This window comes from Salmonella sp. SJTUF15591, assembly GCF_043356435.1.
In the GTDB taxonomy this organism is placed as follows: Bacteria; Pseudomonadota; Gammaproteobacteria; order Enterobacterales; family Enterobacteriaceae; genus Salmonella; species Salmonella enterica.
In genome coordinates this window covers 94,436-113,234 of sequence record NZ_JBEUJO010000008.1, presented here as the reverse complement: position 1 = coordinate 113,234, position 18,799 = coordinate 94,436, and the positions used below count along the sequence as shown (strand labels likewise).

The window sequence follows — 18,799 nt, the reverse complement described above, 5'->3', positions numbered from 1 at the left end:
TTTTACAGCGAAGAATCGTAATAAAAATGGATATCCAGGTTTTCATCGGGCTTGAAGTTTTTTTGTTTAAACTCCAGGGTTAACGGATCAATTTGTTTTAGCGGGTAATTAAAGCAGGGGACAACCACTTCAGTCTCATCCTTCTTATGAATGCGCAAGGTAAAGTCGCCAATGACACCCTCTTTCCAGTTAGCGCCAGTTTTCAGAATATAGCCCAGATAGCCCCAGCCGATATTCGCGCTACCGTCTTCGTTTTTATATTTTATTCCTGCATCCAGCTGTTTTAACGCCTTGCGAGTGGCGGCGGTCAGGCATTGATCGCCGAGCTCATCACCAAGAAGACTGTCAAGGCTGTCAGGCACGCCGGTGGATTTACTGGGCGTGTATGAGTGGTGAATAACGATCTCCTTGCCCGCCGGAAAACGTTGTTGCCAGATAAAATATTGTTGAACGGCAATATTCAGATAGCCGTCATCAAACCACTCTGACGGTAATTGCTGTTTTCCCTCTTTATATCCTTCTTCAATAGAGGCTTTGCCCTCGCGATTGAGGACATGGCGTAGCTGTGGGATCGTCCAGCCGGTTTGCAGTAGTTTCGCCGTAATGTCTTCTTCACCTTTACCGCCTAAGTCATGGATGACTCGCCAGCGGGACTCGCTTTTAACCGGTTTACCGTCCACGCTGATCTTAAAGTTGGCAATACCTTCTGTGCGATCTCCCATATATCGTTGGGAAATAGCCGGCATCGGAAAGGCTACCAGAACGGTAATATCCTGCGCCGAATGATTAATAAATACATAATCGACATTGATACGATCGCTGGCAATCAACAATCGCTCTTTCGCCATGCTGATCTCATTTTGTTGTAGAAATTCAATGGAACCATTGGTTTCCCCGACCGCCGAGTCGTTTGCATAAGCATGGTAACTGGTAATAAAACACAGGAGTACGCTCAGCCATTTAAAATATGTCATACCGGTGCATTCCATGTCCGAAACATAATCATTATCATAATCCGGCGAGTGCCGTTTTTCGAGGGAAGAAAAATGCGGTATTATTTATTTTTATTATTAATAATTTGCCAAAATACATTTGCCGAAGAAATAAGGCCATTGCCACAAGGTGATACCTGGCGCAAATATATTGCCCTGTCGCTGCGCGATGAAGAAGGGCTTGAGGATGGGCTGTTTAACCTGCGGCGGATTGAAGCAAACAGTAGCATTGCTTACGTTTGTGGCTTAATAAAAGACAAAAACGATAATTTTCTGACGGATGGGCAAAATCAATATCATCTTTATGACCGCGTGATGGCGATAGGTTATCGCTGGAGTTGGGGCAGCGTTGTGCGCTTTGATAAAACCATTGCTTCGCCGCAGGATGTTCACTGCCATTATGGTAAAAACGTACCGTTAACGTCTGCACTCTTACGTGAGCAGGTCGCCGCGCAAGGGCGCAAAAATATTTGCCAGCCGGTAAAAGCCAGCGACCCGCTGCGAAGCGATATTCTGAACGGCCTGCGCGCCAGTTATATTGGCGACAGCAATAGCTTAACCCTTAACGGCCCGCTGCCGACGGTAAAATTTATCGTCGAAGACCTTTGCGCCACGGAAGATTATGCTTACTTTTTGGGTAAGGCGACGGGAGATAAAACGAGTTTTTTTATCCATGATGACGCCAATAATCGGCTTCGCGTCGTGTTGAAAAAATCCCCGGATGGCGTGTGGCGCCCGCAGCCGGAAAACAACCTGCTGACACAACAATCTAAAGTGAGCTGCGGGTACTATAGCGATGGCACGCTGCGAGAAACCGATTTAGCGCAACTGGCGCAGGCGTGCAGGGTGGAGGGAGACACCGTTAACCTCACCGGTACGCTTCGCCAGCAGGGGGACGGCGAGTCCGCTTACTGGACCCTGACCCCGGATAACCCCCTTGCCTGCGTGCGCGATGCCAATAAGCAGCAGCCTGGCTGGAACCAGACGATGCAACTGGTGCTAACCCCACAAGAGCGGGAATCGCTCAACAATTTGGTCGGTAAAAAAGTCAGCGTCGGCGGCGATATTTTTCTGGCGCTGAGCACCTCGCATCATACGCCGCTGTTACTGGATAATATTTTTCGCTTAACGGAAATAAAGTGAATGAGAAAGTTATGGGTTATAGGAATGCTATTGATGCTATGCGGCAACGCTGATGCGGCGGCTAAATTACAGTATTTACACGTTACTAACGGTGGGATGATGGCATTTTACGATGACGGTAACGCAAAAATGTGCGCGCGCTGCGAACCGATGGTGCAGAATCTCAAATCAATGAATAACAAGGCGCCTTATGCCCGTTGGAAACAGATGGGGGATGTCATAAAACTGAAGTCGCCAAATAGCGAGAGTGATTATAAATTTTACCAGCAGGGTGAAATTCTTTCTACCTGGTGGATTTTTAATTATAAGACGCTTCATGCGCTCGTGGATTTAAGTGAGTAAAGCGTTTTATGCCATCATTCGTACATGGACGATAAAGAATAAAACGACACTGCCAGATTTTCCGCAGGCCGGAAATTTTTCTGCTTAAATTCCAGCGTAGTGGCGTTAACCCGCGTCAGCGGCGGCTGAAAGCAGGTGGTTATCGCATCGCCGTGAAGGCGCAGCGTAAACTCGCCGATGTCTCCCTCTTTCCACGCGGGATCACCGGTTAGCACCACATCCATCCGGTTTTGCCCCAAAGCGCCTGCCGGGCCTTGCGTCGTCATTAACTGATCCAGCGCCTGCTGTATTTGCTGGCGGTTTTCCGCCGTCGGGCAGGTGTTGTCATTGTCCAGTTCATCCGTTGACATTAGCGCGCTGAGTGACACGCTCGGGGTATAAACCTGGTGGATAGTCACCGCTTTCCCCGCCGGAAAGGTCTGCTGCCAGATGAAGTTGCGCTGGATAGTAAACTGCGGCTGATTATCCTTAAACCATTCCGGCGGCAGCGCCGGGAGATCCGGCGGAGGCGAAAATTCACCGTCGCTTAGCGCGGCGATCAGTTGCTCCACCGTCCAGCCAGCCTGCTGAAGTTTATCGGTGATCTCTTCCTGCGGAGCATTCAGTACTACGGTCCAGCGTGGTTGCGGGGTCACGATCTGACCATCGACGCGGATTTTAATGTTGCGGATGCCGGGGATGTAATCTTCGCCAACTTCGTTAACGTCGCTAAATGACAGCGGCGGCATGGGGAAAACGACAGGAACGATAATATCCTGCGCGGTCGGATTCACAAACAAATAATCGGCATTAATCCGATCGCGTTCAATTAACAGACGCTCTTTCGCCAGTTGAATATCGCTCTGTGCCAGTAAATGCAATGAACTATTCGCCACGGCCTCATTGGCTTGCGCCGGATGAGGCAATACTGCCAGCAATAACGGGAAACCGAACGCGATCTTTTTCATGAGCAAATGATTACTGATAATAACGCAAAGCGCTATTATGGCACCCTCAATGCAATTTTTCGACGGTCACGTTCATGCGTTATTTTTTATTGGTGTTGATGATGATTTGTTGCAATTTATATGCATCAGATATGTTCCCGCTGAAGCCTGATGAAAATCCACGCGGCGCTATTGCATTAACGCTACGCGAGGAGGTTGGGCTATTAAACGCCCGCTTCGATATCAAGCGGATTGAAATCAACGAGACGCGCGAACTGGCCTATTTTTGCGGCCTGCTAAAAGATACTGACGGTCAGTATATTAAAGATGAAGATGATAAATATTATCTCTTCGATCGTATTCTGCTGGACAGCGGTACCGAAGGGTGGGTGAGTACGGTTTACCTGGATGAAGAGTTTAGCGCGCCGGAGCAAGCAAAGTGCCACTTTGCCGGGAATGTTGACCTGAAGTCACAGGAATTACGCGCGCTGGTGAAACAGTACGGGCGCATCGCAGCTTGCCTGCCGGTAGAAAAAGGCGATCCGTTGCGCACGCAACTGCTTGACGCGGTACGTGAAAACTACGTTGGCGATCTTAATCGTAAAACAACGCTGAATAATACGCCTGTGCCATCCTTCGTGGTGACGCAGCTATGCGCGGCGCAAAAATATGCCTATTTTTGTGGCGAACCTGCCAATGCCGATGCTGACTGGTATAGTCAGGATAGTAAAAAGCTGGATGTGGTATTGCAGAAAGACGCTAATAATACATGGTGGTTGCCCGTTCCTCAATTTCAGGGCATTAGTCGCCAAAGCTCACTGGCCTGGTGTAACCACAGCACCGACATTTTGCCAGTCAAAACGGTTGAAGAAATGGCGAAAAAACGGCAACAGCGTTGCGTGCGGGAAGGCGATACCGTGTCATTGCGCGGAATACTGGCAGAGCAAAAAAGCGGCGCGCAGCGTTATTGGGTGGTTAAACTCGAAGAACCGTTAACCTGCGTCCAGGATGCCGACATGCAGACAGCCGACTGGAATGGGCAAGTGCAACTCTTGTTGAGCGATGAGATCATAGAAAGAGTTAAAGTACAGTACGGCGACGATTTGTTAAACCAAGAAATTGTTGTCACAGGTGATGTTTTACTGGCATTAAGTTCAGATCACCACACGCCACTGGTACTGGAGAATATTGTGAAACTCATGCCCGTGATGGAGGGGCCGGGCTGGTGATGTGAGACTCCCCATTTTTAATGACTGCGTTATTCCGGCGCATAATAAAAGGTCATCGACAGATCGTTTTCCGGCTTCTGCGGAGCTGGCGGCGGTGGATACCTACCGTTACCTGAACTTCGACCAGCTCTCTCAGTACACTGAAAAAGCGGACGGCGTGATTTTCCAGACTGCGGTGTAACAGAGACGGGCCCGGATTTCCGGGCCCGAATGGCGCTTCTTATTTATTATTACGCTTCACTTCCCGTAGCCCCGGCAAATACGTAATTACCCCGCCCATTATTGCCCCGGCTACAATCGCTGGAATAAGCATAATCAATACTTCACCATATATTAATGGCAGTATGCTTATGTCAAAATCATATCGCGCAAAATTAAACAGCGTCGTGATCAGACCACCTGCAATGGCGCAAAGGATCATCCTGTTAATTATTTTTTGATATAATTTCAGGGGTATCAGCGCGCAGGCGACACCGGTTAACCATGCGGGGAGGAGACTGTATATCCAGCCGGTAATAATCACTAATTCTGGTATTGTTCTGCAGAAATAGAACAAAAATGAGTCTGGTCCGCCAATAATGGCGGGTAAAAAGTTTATGATACCTATCGCGGTGGCTGCGCCTATTAACGGCCCAAGCAGAATAAACCAACCGCTATGATAAATTATTCGTCGAAATACAGACATAATGTATCCTTCCTGAATTTTCCTTCAACCGTCTGACAAAAAATACAACTCACTACGGCTTCTCTGCTGATATCGCCCATTGCTGGAGCTCAGTTGAAAAGCGCTTATCAAGTAGCCAACAATTTCATGACAACGACCCGGATGATAAGGAAGCGTCTGAAAGACTAGCAGGCGTCGGCGTGGGCAGGGTATTGATGATTTCTGAAAAAACGCCAGAGGGACACCGGGCTGGTAATGCTATAACTGGATGAGGGGCAGCCATTTTTAATGACTGCGCTCTTCCGGCACATAATAAAAGTTCATCTAAACGGCGCGCTGCCTGATGTGAAATTTGTCGTCGAGTTTTCGCTTAACGGAGATTAAGTGAATGTAATCGTGATGGATGATGGACATTTCCTTGCGGCAATGCCTATATCCCCAACACTTCCGGCACCAGCTCTTCCAGTTGCCTGACCAGCTCAGGGTCCATATAGCGATAATCGTCGGGGATATCGAGTACGTGCAGGGGCTTATTTTCAATAATACGACGATATTCAGCCATCAACCGGTCTTTATGTTTCTGCTCCATAACGCAGATAACGTCAGCCCACTGAAGTAACCCGCACGACACGCTTTTTTTGGCGTTGCGGCTGGTGCCGGCGGAACGGACGCTAAGGCCGGGATAGCGGCGGAACACCTGCTCCGCCGTGGGGCTGCGCCATTGATTACGGCTGCATATGAAAAGCACATTCATTAAATAAATACTCTTCCAGATCGCGCTTCGCTAACGGCGAGTTTGTGAGCCGTGGAGACTCAATACCCCACGGTGCGGCACGTAGCACTTTGTCGGAGCGCGTGTAGATATATTGAAGCGCTAGAGTGACTTTCTGTATGAATAATAAACCGTTTTGGCATTTTTATTTTATCTTTTGTGCGCCCCGCTGTTTTTCTTTCACCGTGCTGCGATAATTACCTTAAGGCGCAATGCGGTATTGGCGCATTGCCAGGGCAGAGGAAAACAATTATGGATTACGAATTTCTGCGCGACGTTACCGGAGGGGTAAAAGTACGAATGTCGATGGGCCACGAGGTGGTCGGTCACTGGTTTAATGAAGAGGTTAAAGACAACCTCTCGCTACTGGATGAAGTAGAACAAGCCGCGCGTACGGTCAAAGGCAGCGAACGCTCCTGGCAACGAGCAGGGCATGAATACACGATCTGGATGGACGGCGAAGAAGTGATGATTCGCGCCAATCAGCTGGATTTTTCCGGCGATGAGATGGAAGAGGGGATGAGTTATTACGATGAAGAGAGTTTATCCCTGTGCGGCATGGAGGATTTTCTACGGGTCGTCGCCGCGTATCGGGAATTCGTCAGTAAAGCCTGACCCTCTCTTCGTTATTGTCCCGCAACGCCAGTCGACGGACAGTTGGGGGCGGTAGTGGAAACGAAATCACTACACATTCCAGCCGGGAGTATCCCGGCTTTTTTATAGCAGAATGATTTTTTGATTTTTATTAATCATTTTAAAACTGTGATCTGACGCGTTTGTGATCTTAATTTGATTGAATATAATCGTTATGATTTTATTCAATCACAACAAGCAACAGGCGGTAAGACCATGAACATCAAAAAAGCAATAGAGCGCGTACCCGGCGGCATGATGGTCGTACCGCTCGTTATTGGCGCAGTCATTAACACCTTCGCTCCACAGGCGCTTGAGATCGGCGGTTTTACCACCGCCTTATTTAAAAACGGCGCGGCGCCGCTGATTGGCGCTTTTCTGCTGTGTATGGGAGCCGGTATCAGTGTGAAAGCCGCGCCCCAGGCGTTATTGCAGGGCGGGACGATTACGCTCACTAAGTTGCTTGTCGCCATCGGCATTGGCCTGGGCGTGGAGCATCTTTTCGGCGCGGAGGGTATTTTTGGCCTGAGCGGCGTGGCGATTATCGCGGCGATGAGCAATTCGAATGGCGGACTTTATGCTGCGCTGGTAGGCGAATTCGGCAATGAGCGCGACGTCGGCGCTATCTCTATTTTGTCTCTTAATGATGGCCCTTTCTTTACGATGATTGCGCTGGGCGCGGCAGGGATGGCGAACATTCCCATTATGGCGCTGGTGGCGGTGCTGGTTCCGCTGGTTGTCGGCATGATCCTCGGCAATCTTGATCCTCATATGCGCGATTTTTTGACCAAAGGCGGCCCGCTGCTCATTCCTTTCTTTGCTTTTGCGCTGGGGGCGGGCATCAACCTGGAAATGTTACTGCAAGGCGGACTTGCCGGAATTCTGCTCGGCGTGCTGACAACGTTCGTTGGCGGTTTCTTTAATATTCGCGCAGATCGTCTGGTTGGCGGAACTGGCATTGCCGGGGCGGCGGCCTCCAGCACCGCGGGTAATGCCGTTGCGACGCCGCTGGCTATTGCGCAGGCCGACCCTTCGCTCGCCGAGGTGGCCGCTGCTGCCGCTCCGCTGATTGCCGCCTCGGTGATCACCACGGCAATCCTGACGCCAGTGTTGACCTCCTGGGTTGCGAAAAAACAGGCGCGTCAGGCTTCTTTGGAGAAAAACGCATGAAAATGATGGTTATCGCCGACGATTTTACCGGATCGAATGATACCGGCGTCCAGTTGGCGAAGAAGGGGGCGAGAACGGAAGTCATGTTGAGCGCGTCGCAAAAACCGTCCCGCCGCGCCGATGTGTTAGTCATTAACACCGAAAGCCGGGCGATGCCCGCAGATCAGGCGGCATCTGCCGTTTATGCCGCGCTTTCCCCGTGGTGTGAGACATCGCCAGCGCCGCTGGTGTACAAAAAAATCGACTCTACATTTCGCGGCAATATCGGCGCCGAAGTGACGGCGGCCATGCGCGCCAGTCAGCGAAAACTGGCCGTTATCGCCGCCGCGATCCCTGCGGCCGGACGCACGACGCTTGAAGGAAAATGTCTGGTTAATGGCGTCCCGCTACTGGAAACAGAATTTGCCAGCGATCCGAAAACGCCCATTGTCTCTTCCCGCATTGCCGAGATAGTGGCGTTGCAAAGTGAGATCCCTGTGTATGAAGTCTTTTTGCAGGATGTCCGACGCGGTGGGTTAAGCGCCTTACTTACGGCTTATGCGGCTGAGGGCGAAGGGATTATCGTCGTGGATGCGGTGGAAGAGCGGGATCTGACGTTGATTGCGCAAGCGGCGTGCGAACAACCGTCGATGCCGCTGCTCGTTGGCGCAGCTGGTCTGGCGAATGCGTTGCCGGTTGAACTTTTTATGCAAGACCGGCAGCGGCTGCCGGTGCTGGTGGTGGCCGGTTCGATGAGCGAAGCCACGCGACGTCAGGTGGATAATGCGCTGTGCCGGGGACGTGCGGAGGTCGTGGATATTGATGCCGCGCGCATGGTGTCGGATAGCGCGGAACAGGAAATCGCGTCTGTCGTAGAGCAGGCCTGCGCGCTGTTAAGTCAGCATCGACATACGATTTTACGCACCAGCCGTCGCGCAGAAGATCGACAGTTAATCGACGCGCTGTGCGAAAAATTCGCGATGAGCCGTCAGCAATTGGGCGAGCGACTGAGCCAGCGGCTTGGCGTCGTCACGTTAAACATTATCGAGCAGGCGCGGATTGGCGGGCTGTTTCTGACCGGCGGCGATATCGCTACCGCCGTCGCCGGCGCGCTTGGCGCTGAAGGTTATCGCATTCAAAGTGAGGTGGCGCCCTGTATTCCCTGTGGAACGTTTGTAAACAGCGAAATTGACGATCTGCCGGTCATTACCAAAGCGGGCGGATTCGGTTCAGACAGTACGTTGTGTGACGCGCTTTATTATATTGAGGAGATGTATTGTGGAGACTAAAACCGTTGCCATTACTATGGGCGATCCAGCGGGCATTGGGCCGGAAATTATTGTTAAAGCGCTAAGCGAAGACGGTCTCAACGGCGCGCCGCTGGTGGTTATTGGATGCCTCGCAACGTTGAAACGTTTACAGGTGAAGGGCATCACGCCGAACGTTGAGCTACGGGCCATTGAACGGGTCGCCGAAGCGCGTTTTGCGCCCGGCATCATTCATGTGATTGATGAGCCGCTGGCGCAGCCGGAGGCGCTGGAGGCCGGGAAAGTTCAGGCGCAGGCGGGGGATTTAGCGTATCGCTGCGTGAAGCGCGCCACCGAGTTAGCGCTACGGGGCGACGTACAGGCTATCGCTACCGCGCCGCTGAATAAAGAGGCGCTGCACCTGGCGGGGCACAACTATCCGGGCCATACCGAGCTGCTCGCGACCCTGACCCATAGCCGCGATTACGCGATGGTACTTTACACCGATAAACTAAAAGTGATTCACGTTTCAACGCATATCGCGCTGCGTAAATTCCTTGATACGTTAAGTACCACGCGTGTCGAAACGGTGATTGGTATTGCTGATACTTTCCTCAAGCGTGTGGGTTACGTTAAACCGCGTATCGCCGTGGCAGGCGTGAATCCTCATGCGGGCGAGAATGGCCTGTTTGGCGATGAAGAGACGCGTATCCTGACGCCAGCCATTACCGATGCCCGCGCAAAAGGTATGGACGTTTATGGGCCGTGTCCGCCGGATACTGTATTTCTCCAGGCTTATGAGGGGCAGTATGATATGGTGGTGGCGATGTATCATGACCAGGGACATATCCCGTTGAAATTGCTTGGCTTTTATGATGGCGTGAATATCACCGCGGGGCTGCCGTTTATCCGGACCTCTGCCGATCATGGCACTGCATTTGATATCGCCTGGACGGGAAAAGCAAAATCTGAGAGCATGGCCGTATCGATCAAACTGGCAATGCAACTGGCATAATTCCCTGTTATGAAAGGACAACACCGTCTGGATCTCATTGTGGCGTATCTGAAAAACCATACGCTGGTTACGGTAGAACAGCTGGTTGAGGCGGTTGACGCATCGCCAGCCACTATCCGTCGCGATTTGATCAAGCTGGATGAGCAGGGCGTGATCAGCCGTAGTCATGGCGGCGTGGCGCTGCGGCGTTTTGAACCCGCCCAGCCCACCACCAATGAAAAACAACTGCGATCGCCCGCTGAAAAACGGGCGATCGCACGCGTTGCCGCATCGCTGGTGAATGCTGGCGATGCCGTCGTGCTGGATGCCGGTACGACAATGATGGAACTGGCGAAATGCTTAACCCATCTTCCGCTGCGGGTCATCACCGTCGATCTGCATATTGCGCTGTTTTTAGCTGAGTTCCGGCAAATTGAAGTGACGATTGTCGGCGGTCGTATCGATGACAGCAGTCAGTCCTGTATCGGTGAGCATGGGCGTAAGCTGTTGCGCAGCGTGTATCCGAACATCGCGTTTATGAGCTGTAATTCATGGGGGGTAAAAACGGGCGTGACGACCCCAACGGAAGATAAGGCCGGGCTTAAACAGGAGATTATTGCTAATGCGCAGCGCAAAGTGTTGCTGGCGGACAGCAGTAAGTATGGCGCGCATTCGCTCTTTAATGTGGTGCCGCTTGAGCGCTTTAATGACGTGATTACCGACGTCAATCTGCCGCCGTCAGCACAGGTTGAACTGAAAGGGCGCGCTTTTGCGCTAACGCTGGTGCAGCCGGAGTGACAGCGCCGTCAGGCGCTGTCAGTGGTGAATCAGACCGCCGAAATATTGCGGCCGTAGTAAATCTCGCGCATCTCTTTCCACAGCGCGGCGGTGATCTCCTGGCGTTCGGTTTCAGTGAGATCTTCCGGTTTGGTGTGAAACATGTAGTGCTTAAGATCGAACTCTTTAAGCAGCATCTTGGTATGGAAAATATTTTCCTGATACACATTTACATCCACCATGTCATACAGCGACTTCATATCTTCCGACATAAAATTCTGAATAGAATTAATCTCATGATCGATAAAGTGCTTCATACCGTTGACGTCGCGCGTAAAGCCGCGCACGCGGTAATCGATGGTGACAATATCGGACTCTAGCTGGTGGATCAGGTAATTGAGCGCTTTTAGCGGTGAAATCACCCCGCAGGTTGACACTTCGATGTCGGCGCGAAAGGTGCATAGCCCGCCTTCCGGATGGCTTTCCGGATAGGTATGCACGCAGATATGGCTCTTATCGAGGTGCGCCACCACGGTTTCCGGCAGTGGGCCGGGATGTTCGGTTTGATCGATAAGTTTCGGGTCGATCGGCTCTTCGCTCACCAGAATCGTGACGCTGGCGCCCTGGGGTTCATAATCCTGACGGGCGATGTTCAGGATGTTCGCGCCGATAATGGAGCAGGTCTCCGACAGGATCTCGGTCAGTCGGTTGGCGTTATAGAGTTCATCGATATAGGCGATATAGCCATCGCGCTCTTCTGCGGTTTTGGCGTAGCAGATATCGTAAATACAAAAACTCAGGCTTTTCGTCAGATTGTTAAAGCCATGCAGTTTCAGCTTTTTCAATTTTTATCACCTCCTTAACGTCACTGTGCGGACAGTGCGTCATGTAGATATTGCGGTAGCGCAAATGCAGCGGCATGAATAGCCGGGTTGTAATAGCGACATTTGAGGCCGGCGGCATGAAAACGCGCCTGAATAATTTCACTCGACAGGTGACGAAGAGCGTCGTTGTCCGTCGCCCAGGCGAAGGTCATGATGCCGCCGTAATAGGTCGGAATCGCCGCCTGGTAGAAGCCGACATCGCTGAAGTAATGACTCAGCTTGCGGTGGCTGTCGAGCGCTTCATCCTGTTGCAGGAAGCACACGCCGTTCTGGGCGACAAAAATGCCGCCCGGATTCAGGCAACGCTTACAGCCTTCATAAAAGGCGGAGGTAAACAGGCTTTCGCCGGGGCCTATCGGATCGGTACAGTCGGAAATGATCACATCAAAGGTCTGATGGGTCTGATTGACGAAATTCACGCCGTCGTCGATCACCAGCGTAAAGCGCGGATCGTCGTAGCTGCCGGCATTGTGGTTGGGTAAATACTGGCGGCAAAACGAGACTACGCCAGCGTCTATCTCTACCATGGTGATGGTTTCGACATTTTTATGCCGGGTAACTTCACGTAGCATTGCGCCGTCGCCGCCGCCGATAATCAGAACGTGTTTCGCATGACCGTGCGCCAGCAGCGGGACGTGGGTCATCATTTCATGATAAATAAACTCGTCGCGTTCGGTGGTCTGTACCACGCCGTCCAGCGCCATCACGCGGCCAAAAGCGGCGTTTTCAAAGATGATTAAATCCTGGTGATCGGTTTTTTCATGATACAGAACGTTGTCTACGGCAAAGTACTGACCAAACTGGTCGTGTAGCGTTTCATGCCACATCGTATTTTCGGCCATTGGCTGATACCTCCATTGTTAACACCCGTAAAAAAAGGGCGCAACATCATAGCTAACAATGACCGTGGATGCACGGTCATTATTTCAGCAATAGGATCGCGGAGGATTATTTAACGTAGGCTAACAGGCTCAGAGAATCGCGGGCCAGAGCTTTGCATTTTTTAGCGACCGGAATACCGATGCCGCTAAGATCGCGGTAGCTGTCTTCGCCCAACGATTTCATATCGAAGGTGTCGTAGTTACTCAGGTCCCACTGATTTTGCTGGGCAAAAAAGACCAGCGCACGGCGAATCTGACTGTTGGGTAAATTTTGGTAACCACAGTCATTTTTCAGAAAAACGAAAACCGCCGTTAAATCGGCCATATCTTCAGCTTCGGATTCAGTAAGCGCATAGCTATTTGCGCATAAGGCCATCAGGCTGCCAAACAACACGGGTCTGAAAAACGTCTTCATTGCTTCTACCACGGCATCAGGGAAAGTCAACGTTAGCATACTGAGAACGTAGCGACGACTTTTATTATTAGAATTGGCCGCGGCGTTTTCATTCTTATTGTATTGCTGTCAGGAATGGTAAAGACGTGTTGCTGGCTTGACCTTCCCGTTAGGGCAGGGTCTAAGCTTAGACACCCGCCTGTTCATTATAAGGAAATGATTATGTTACGCCGTGATTTCTTAAAATATTCAGTGGCGCTGGGGGTTGCATCAGCGCTGCCGCTGTGGAGCCGCGCCGCTTTTGCCGCCGAACGTCCCGCGTTGCCTATTCCTGACCTGTTAACGGCAGATGCGAGCAACCGTATGCAGTTAATTGTTAAAGCCGGACAGTCGACATTCGCCGGTAAGAACGCGACAACCTGGGGCTACAACGGTAATTTGCTGGGGCCAGCGGTACAGCTTCACAAAGGAAAAAGCGTGACCGTTGATATCCATAACCAACTGGCCGAAGACACGACGCTTCACTGGCATGGTCTGGAGATTCCGGGCATCGTCGACGGCGGCCCGCAGGGGATTATTCCCGCAGGCGGAACCCGCACGGTGACGTTTACGCCGGAGCAACGCGCCGCGACCTGCTGGATTCATCCGCACAAACACGGCAAAACCGGGCGCCAGGTGGCGATGGGCCTTGCCGGGCTGGTGCTGATTGAAGATGACGAGATTCGCAAATTGCGCCTGCCGAAACAGTGGGGCATCGACGATGTGCCGGTGATCATTCAGGACAAACGCTTCTCCGCCGATGGCCAGATTGATTATCAACTGGATATTATGACCGCCGCCGTCGGCTGGTTTGGCGATACGCTGCTGACCAATGGCGCTATCTATCCGCAGCATTCCGCGCCGAAAGGCTGGCTACGTCTGCGCTTGCTAAATGGCTGTAATGCGCGTTCGCTGAATATCGCCGCCAGCGATAATCGCCCGCTTTATGTGATCGCCAGCGACGGCGGCCTGCTGGCGGAGCCGGTGAAAGTCACCGAACTGCCGTTATTAATGGGCGAGCGTTTTGAAGTGCTGGTGGATATCAGCGACGGGAAAGCCTTTGATCTGGTGACCCTGCCGGTCAGCCAGATGGGAATGGCGATCGCTCCGTTTGATAAACCGCATCCGGTGATGCGTATCCAGCCGCTGCGGATTACCGCCTCCGGTACGCTGCCGGATACGTTGACGACGATGCCGGCGCTGCCGTCGCTGGAAGGGCTGACGGTGCGCAACCTGAAACTGTCGATGGACCCGCGCCTTGATATGATGGGGATGCAAATGCTGATGAAGAAATATGGCGCTCAGGCGATGAGCGGCATGGATCATGACAGCATGAACGCGCATATGCAGGGCGGCAATATGGGGCATGGCGAGATGGATCATGGCAACATGGATCACAGCGGGATGAATCATGGCGCGATGGGCAATATGAATCACGGCGGAAAATTCGACTTCCATAACGCTAACTTTATCAACGGCCAGGTCTTCGATATGAACAAACCGATGTTCGCGGCGCAAAAAGGCCGACATGAACGTTGGGTCATTTCCGGCGTGGGCGACATGATGCTGCATCCTTTCCATATTCACGGCACGCAGTTCCGTATTCTGTCAGAGAACGGCAAAGCGCCAGCGGCGCATAGAACGGGCTGGAAGGATACGGTACGCGTTGAGGGCGGTATCAGCGAAGTGCTGGTCAAGTTCGATCACGACGCGCCGAAGGAACATGCCTATATGGCGCACTGTCATCTGTTAGAACATGAAGATACGGGAATGATGTTAGGATTTACGGTCTAATCGATGTCTGTGACGCAGGCCGGGTAAGGCGAAGCCGCCACCCGGCACAATGCCCGGCATACGCCGGGCATTAATGGTTATTTCGCGTCGTCAGGCAAAGCATAGGCCACGATATAGTCGCCCATCTTCGTACCAAACGAACCGTGGCCTCCGGCAGAAACGACCACGTACTGCTTACCGTTTACCTCATAGGTCATCGGCGTTGCCTGGCCTCCGGCGGGTAAACGTCCCTGCCACAGTTTTTCCCCGTTGCTCATGTTATAAGCGCGCAGGTAGTTGTCGGCGGTCGCGGCAATGAACAGCACGTTACCGGCGGTTGAGATTGGCCCGCCGAGCATGGGCATCCCCATGTTGAACGGCACCGGAACCGGCATCGGGAACGGCATACTGTCGCGCGGCGTCCCTATACGTTTCTTCCATACGATTTCATTGGTCTTCAGATCCAACGCGGAAATATAGCCCCAGGCCGGTTGTTTACACGGCAGGCCAAACGGCGAAAGGAACGGATTCAGCGTGACGCCGAACGGTACGCCGTACTGTGGCTGAATACCCGCTTCTGTTCCGGTACCTTTCGCGTCTTTCGGCGGCTCCATCGGATTACCCGGGCCGCGTGGGATCAGCTTCGATACAAACGGCAGCGCCATCGGGTTAGCGATAGCGACCTGACGGTCTGGATCGACGGAAATACCGCCCCATTCAAACATCCCCAGGTTGCCAGGGAATACCAATGTCCCCTGCTCGGACGGCGGGGTGAAGATACCTTCATAGCGCAACTGGTGGAACATAACGCGGCACACCAGTTGGTCGAACATGGTCGCGCCCCACATATCCGCGCCGGAGAGATCTTTTTTCGGGCGGAAGGTTAAATCAGAGAACGGCTGAGTTTTGGCGACGTAATCGCCTTTTGCCGCGCCTTGTGGGACCGGTTTTTCCGGAGCGGGCACGACCAGCTCGCCATTACGTCTGTCGAGCACAAAGATATTACCGGTTTTCGCTGGCGCATAGATAACCGGAACGGTGGTACCGTCAACGGTAATATCCGCCAGCGTCGGCTGTGCCGGCAGGTCCATATCCCACAGATCGTGATGGACGGTCTGATAACTCCAGGCCAGTTTCCCGGTGGTGGCATTCAGCGCCAGAATGGAGCTGGCATAACGTTCCTGCTCCGGCGTGCGGTTACCGCCCCAGATATCCGGCGTGGTCACGCCCATCGGCAGATAGACCAGATCCAGTTTCGCATCATAGGCGGCAGGCGCCCAGGAGTTCGGCGAGTTAAAGGTAAAAGCGTGCTCATCGGCTGGAATCGCGTTCGGATCTTTCGCCCCCGGATCGAAGGCCCACAGTAGTTTACCGGTATTAACATCAAAACCACGGATAACGCCGGACGTTTCGCGGGTAGAGAAGTTATCCGTGACCGAACCGGCAATGACAATCGTTTTATCGGTGATAATCGGCGGCGACGTCGGTTCATACAGTCCCGGCGTGGTGTCCGGCATATTGGTTTGCAGATTCAGGACGCCTTTGTTGGCGAAGGTTTCACACAGCTTGCCGGTTTCGGCATTCACCGCGAAAAGGCGACCGTCATTGACCGGGAGGATAATGCGGCGCGGACAGTCGGCGATGACCTCCGGCGAGGCGGTATCCGCTTTGGCCTCATGATAAGAGACGCCGCGGCAGGTCACATGCTGGAAAGACGAATCGGTCTTCAACTGAGGATCAAAATGCCACTTCTCTTTACCGCTGGCGGCGTCCAGCGCGAACAGACGCTGGTGAGCTGTACACAGATAAAGCGTATCGCCGACTTTAATCGGGGTCACTTCGTTGGTGATTTCGCCCGGATCATTGGGTTGTTTCAGATCGCCGGTGCGGAAGACCCACGCTTCTTTCAGTTGGTGAACGTTATCCGCAGTGATCTGTTTCAGCGGCGAATAGCGTTGGCCTTCCTGATTACGTCCATAGGCCGGCCAGTCTTCGTCGGCGATCGACGAGCTTGTTGCGACGGGCGTGGCGTCGGCGCGAAGCGTACCGTTGATCTCCTGCGGGTCGTTGAAGCCAGCCCAGGTCAGAATGCCGCCGCTAATCAGCAGCGCCACGACCAGCGCCGCCACTGCGCCGCTGGAAGGAACCACCAGCCGATGCCAGACAAACGGCAATATTAGCCAGATGCCGAAAAACACCAGAATATCGCTACGCGGCGTGAGCGCCCAGAAGTCGAACCCGACTTCCCACACGCCCCAAATCATTGTCGTCAGCAGCAGGGCGGCATACAGCCACAGCGCGGCACGTTTACTGCGCCATAGCAATCCGGCCACAACCAGCATCACGAGGCCCGCGATGGGGTAGTACCAGGAACCGCCAATAGCAACCAGCCAGACACCTCCGATAAGAAGATACAGCCCGCAAAGTGCTGCAAAGAGGGCCGTCAGCGTCACGAGTAATCGTGGCGATCGTGCGTTATTTTCTGCCATAAAAAGACACCATCCCAAATTGTTAATTTTTTAGTAGCAATTAAGTATAGGAATTAACATGTGTGATCGTCATCACAAAATGAGCTTTCTTATCAAATGCCGCGAATGAATACGTTTGCTGTTATACTGCGTGCCTTGCGCGTCAATGCGGCGTTATTAGTCACCGGCATTGAGTGATTTGTTTTTAAATCATATGGTTATAAATATGAAACATACTGTTGAAGTCATGATCCCCGAAGCGGAGATCAAAGCACGTATTGCCGAGCTGGGTCGTCAGATTACCGAACGTTATAAAGACAGCGGCAGTGAAATGGTGCTGGTAGGTCTGTTGCGTGGCTCATTTATGTTTATGGCGGACCTGTGCCGTGAAGTCCAGGTTCCTCATGAAGTCGATTTTATGACCGCCTCCAGTTATGGTAGCGGCATGTCCACCACCCGCGACGTGAAAATCCTCAAAGATCTGGATGAGGATATTCGCGGTAAAGACGTGCTGATTGTCGAAGACATTATTGATTCCGGTAATACGCTGTCGAAGGTCCGTGAAATCCTGGGCCTGCGCGAGCCGAAATCGCTGGCGATTTGTACGCTGCTGGATAAACCGTCTCGCCGCGAAGTGGACGTGCCGGTTGAGTTTGTTGGCTTTTCGATTCCGGACGAATTTGTAGTCGGTTACGGTATCGACTACGCCCAGCGTTATCGCCATCTACCGTATGTCGGTAAAGTGGTGCTGCTGGACGAGTAAGAGCAGAAATGCCGGATGGCGTCGCTAAAGCGACTTATCCGGCCTATAGCTAATGGCTTATTGGTGGGGAATGTATTTCAGACTTAGGGCGGAGATACCCTTATGATAGCCGTTCTCCAGCGTTTCTCTGTTGGTGGCGGTGACGTCAAGATCGCGCAGCAGGCCATCATTGATACTGTACGCCCAGCCGTGAATGGTCACATTCTGCCCGCGTTTCCACGCTGACTGCATAATGGTGGAATGCCCCAGGTTATAGACCTGCTCCATGACGTTCAATTCATAGAGCGCGTCCAGACGTTGCTCTTCGGGCATTTTTCCCAACAGCGAGCTATGTTTAAGCCAGATGTCTCGGATATGCAGCAGCCAGTTATTAATCAAGCCCAGCTCAGGGTTTTCTACCGCAGCCTTGATACCGCCGCAACCGGAGTGGCCGCAAATGATAATATGCTCAACTTCCAGAACATCTACCGCATACTGAACCACGGAGAGACAGTTCAGATCGGTGTGAATAACCAGGTTAGCCACATTACGGTGAACAAACAATTCGCCCGGTTCAAGCCCGGTTAAACGCTCTGCGGGAACGCGGCTGTCGGAACATCCAATCCATAGAAAGCGCGGTTTTTGCGCTTGCGCCAGTTTCTCAAAAAATCCGGGGTCCTCTTCCACCAGCATTTTTGACCATAGTGCATTGTTGCTGATGAGTGTATCTATGTCTTTCATGGAAGTTAA

General features: G+C 52.4%; 19 protein-coding genes and 1 pseudogene. 11 read left to right on the top strand and 9 right to left on the bottom strand.

The window, feature by feature from the left end:
- Positions 1-2 precede the first annotated feature (2 nt).
- Complete coding sequence (locus ABVM99_RS18305) at positions 3-974, bottom strand: DUF4424 family protein (RefSeq protein WP_023195293.1); 972 nt, start codon at positions 972-974, stop codon at positions 3-5.
- Between the two features lie 138 nt (positions 975-1,112).
- Here ABVM99_RS18305 and ABVM99_RS18300 point away from each other — a divergent pair, with 138 nt between their 5' ends.
- Both ABVM99_RS18300 and ABVM99_RS18295 read left to right on the top strand, forming a co-directional pair.
- A complete protein-coding gene (locus tag ABVM99_RS18300) occupies positions 1,113-2,135 on the top strand; it encodes a DUF4431 domain-containing protein (RefSeq protein WP_223195289.1) in 1,023 nt (340 codons plus the stop codon).
- Complete coding sequence (locus ABVM99_RS18295) at positions 2,136-2,477, top strand: hypothetical protein (protein ID WP_031607590.1); 342 nt, start codon at positions 2,136-2,138, stop codon at positions 2,475-2,477.
- 14 nt (positions 2,478-2,491) lie between these two features.
- Here ABVM99_RS18295 and ABVM99_RS18290 read toward each other — a convergent pair whose 3' ends face one another.
- Positions 2,492-3,424, bottom strand: a complete 933-nt coding sequence (locus ABVM99_RS18290; RefSeq protein ID WP_023195296.1) for a DUF4424 family protein — start codon at positions 3,422-3,424, stop codon at positions 2,492-2,494.
- Positions 3,425-3,498: 74 nt separating this feature from the next.
- On the opposite strand from ABVM99_RS18290, the gene ABVM99_RS18285 reads away from it, so the two are divergent.
- Positions 3,499-4,632, top strand: coding sequence for a DUF4431 domain-containing protein (locus ABVM99_RS18285; protein WP_020898395.1), 1,134 nt, complete (start codon positions 3,499-3,501; stop codon positions 4,630-4,632).
- Positions 4,633-4,720: 88 nt separating this feature from the next.
- Positions 4,721-4,813: pseudogene (locus ABVM99_RS18280) on the top strand (hypothetical protein); the annotation flags it as partial.
- Between the two features lie 39 nt (positions 4,814-4,852).
- Here the strand turns inward: ABVM99_RS18280 and ABVM99_RS18275 are convergent.
- Positions 4,853-5,317 (bottom strand): hypothetical protein, encoded by a 465-nt coding sequence (locus ABVM99_RS18275; protein WP_023195297.1) that lies wholly within the window; start codon positions 5,315-5,317, stop codon positions 4,853-4,855.
- Between the two features lie 409 nt (positions 5,318-5,726).
- Complete coding sequence (locus tag ABVM99_RS18270) at positions 5,727-6,050, bottom strand: low molecular weight protein tyrosine phosphatase family protein (RefSeq protein ID WP_001101536.1); 324 nt, start codon at positions 6,048-6,050, stop codon at positions 5,727-5,729.
- Positions 6,051-6,320: 270 nt separating this feature from the next.
- On the opposite strand from ABVM99_RS18270, the gene yacL reads away from it, so the two are divergent.
- From yacL to ABVM99_RS18245, 5 genes are all read left to right on the top strand, one after another.
- Positions 6,321-6,683, top strand: a complete 363-nt coding sequence (yacL, locus tag ABVM99_RS18265) for a protein YacL (RefSeq protein ID WP_000384308.1) — start codon at positions 6,321-6,323, stop codon at positions 6,681-6,683.
- A gap of 234 nt (positions 6,684-6,917) precedes the next feature.
- Positions 6,918-7,871 carry a 2-keto-3-deoxygluconate permease 1 gene (locus ABVM99_RS18260; RefSeq protein ID WP_001022089.1) on the top strand — a complete coding sequence of 318 codons (954 nt, stop codon included), beginning with the start codon at positions 6,918-6,920 and terminating at the stop codon, positions 7,869-7,871.
- A complete protein-coding gene (locus tag ABVM99_RS18255; protein ID WP_000783300.1) occupies positions 7,868-9,139 on the top strand; it encodes a D-threonate kinase in 1,272 nt (423 codons plus the stop codon). The genes ABVM99_RS18260 and ABVM99_RS18255 overlap by 4 nt, the downstream gene beginning before the upstream one ends.
- The gene (locus ABVM99_RS18250; RefSeq protein WP_000448752.1) at positions 9,129-10,112 is read left to right on the top strand and encodes a D-threonate 4-phosphate dehydrogenase; all 984 of its coding nucleotides are present in this window, start codon (positions 9,129-9,131) and stop codon (positions 10,110-10,112) included. Before ABVM99_RS18255 ends, ABVM99_RS18250 begins: the two co-directional genes overlap by 11 nt.
- A gap of 9 nt (positions 10,113-10,121) precedes the next feature.
- Positions 10,122-10,889, top strand: coding sequence for a DeoR/GlpR family DNA-binding transcription regulator (locus ABVM99_RS18245; protein ID WP_000678254.1), 768 nt, complete (start codon positions 10,122-10,124; stop codon positions 10,887-10,889).
- A gap of 29 nt (positions 10,890-10,918) precedes the next feature.
- Here the strand turns inward: ABVM99_RS18245 and speD are convergent, their stop codons facing one another.
- The 3 genes from speD to ABVM99_RS18230 form a co-directional block, all read right to left on the bottom strand.
- Positions 10,919-11,713, bottom strand: a complete 795-nt coding sequence (speD, locus tag ABVM99_RS18240) for an adenosylmethionine decarboxylase (RefSeq protein ID WP_000734276.1) — start codon at positions 11,711-11,713, stop codon at positions 10,919-10,921.
- 20 nt (positions 11,714-11,733) lie between these two features.
- Complete coding sequence (speE, locus tag ABVM99_RS18235; RefSeq protein ID WP_000829968.1) at positions 11,734-12,594, bottom strand: polyamine aminopropyltransferase; 861 nt, start codon at positions 12,592-12,594, stop codon at positions 11,734-11,736.
- Between the two features lie 106 nt (positions 12,595-12,700).
- A complete protein-coding gene (locus ABVM99_RS18230; RefSeq protein WP_000846613.1) occupies positions 12,701-13,048 on the bottom strand; it encodes a YacC family pilotin-like protein in 348 nt (115 codons plus the stop codon).
- Positions 13,049-13,249: 201 nt separating this feature from the next.
- Between ABVM99_RS18230 and cueO the strand changes: the two genes are divergently transcribed.
- The gene (gene cueO, locus ABVM99_RS18225; protein ID WP_000946047.1) at positions 13,250-14,860 is read left to right on the top strand and encodes a multicopper oxidase CueO; all 1,611 of its coding nucleotides are present in this window, start codon (positions 13,250-13,252) and stop codon (positions 14,858-14,860) included.
- A 77-nt stretch (positions 14,861-14,937) separates the two neighbouring features.
- On the opposite strand, the gene ABVM99_RS18220 is transcribed toward cueO, so the two are convergent.
- A complete protein-coding gene (locus ABVM99_RS18220) occupies positions 14,938-17,328 on the bottom strand; it encodes a glucose/quinate/shikimate family membrane-bound PQQ-dependent dehydrogenase (RefSeq protein ID WP_023195298.1) in 2,391 nt (796 codons plus the stop codon).
- Between the two features lie 205 nt (positions 17,329-17,533).
- Here ABVM99_RS18220 and hpt point away from each other — a divergent pair, with 205 nt between their 5' ends.
- Complete coding sequence (gene hpt, locus ABVM99_RS18215) at positions 17,534-18,070, top strand: hypoxanthine phosphoribosyltransferase (protein ID WP_000683342.1); 537 nt, start codon at positions 17,534-17,536, stop codon at positions 18,068-18,070.
- A gap of 57 nt (positions 18,071-18,127) precedes the next feature.
- Here hpt and can read toward each other — a convergent pair whose 3' ends face one another.
- Positions 18,128-18,790 (bottom strand): carbonate dehydratase, encoded by a 663-nt coding sequence (can, locus tag ABVM99_RS18210; protein WP_000651591.1) that lies wholly within the window; start codon positions 18,788-18,790, stop codon positions 18,128-18,130.
- Positions 18,791-18,799: the final 9 nt, after the last annotated feature.

Coding starts and splice junctions, on each gene's coding strand:
- ABVM99_RS18305 (WP_023195293.1), bottom strand. CDS start 974: ATGACATATTTTAAATGGCTGAGCGTACTCCTGTGTTTTATTACCAGT.
- ABVM99_RS18295 (WP_031607590.1), top strand. CDS start 2,136: ATGAGAAAGTTATGGGTTATAGGAATGCTATTGATGCTATGCGGCAAC.
- ABVM99_RS18290 (WP_023195296.1), bottom strand. CDS start 3,424: ATGAAAAAGATCGCGTTCGGTTTCCCGTTATTGCTGGCAGTATTGCCT.
- ABVM99_RS18285 (WP_020898395.1), top strand. CDS start 3,499: ATGCGTTATTTTTTATTGGTGTTGATGATGATTTGTTGCAATTTATAT.
- ABVM99_RS18275 (WP_023195297.1), bottom strand. CDS start 5,317: ATGTCTGTATTTCGACGAATAATTTATCATAGCGGTTGGTTTATTCTG.
- ABVM99_RS18270 (WP_001101536.1), bottom strand. CDS start 6,050: ATGAATGTGCTTTTCATATGCAGCCGTAATCAATGGCGCAGCCCCACG.
- yacL (WP_000384308.1), top strand. CDS start 6,321: ATGGATTACGAATTTCTGCGCGACGTTACCGGAGGGGTAAAAGTACGA.
- ABVM99_RS18260 (WP_001022089.1), top strand. CDS start 6,918: ATGAACATCAAAAAAGCAATAGAGCGCGTACCCGGCGGCATGATGGTC.
- ABVM99_RS18255 (WP_000783300.1), top strand. CDS start 7,868: ATGAAAATGATGGTTATCGCCGACGATTTTACCGGATCGAATGATACC.
- ABVM99_RS18245 (WP_000678254.1), top strand. CDS start 10,122: ATGAAAGGACAACACCGTCTGGATCTCATTGTGGCGTATCTGAAAAAC.
- speE (WP_000829968.1), bottom strand. CDS start 12,594: ATGGCCGAAAATACGATGTGGCATGAAACGCTACACGACCAGTTTGGT.
- ABVM99_RS18230 (WP_000846613.1), bottom strand. CDS start 13,048: ATGAAGACGTTTTTCAGACCCGTGTTGTTTGGCAGCCTGATGGCCTTA.
- cueO (WP_000946047.1), top strand. CDS start 13,250: ATGTTACGCCGTGATTTCTTAAAATATTCAGTGGCGCTGGGGGTTGCA.
- ABVM99_RS18220 (WP_023195298.1), bottom strand. CDS start 17,328: ATGGCAGAAAATAACGCACGATCGCCACGATTACTCGTGACGCTGACG.
- hpt (WP_000683342.1), top strand. CDS start 17,534: ATGAAACATACTGTTGAAGTCATGATCCCCGAAGCGGAGATCAAAGCA.
- can (WP_000651591.1), bottom strand. CDS start 18,790: ATGAAAGACATAGATACACTCATCAGCAACAATGCACTATGGTCAAAA.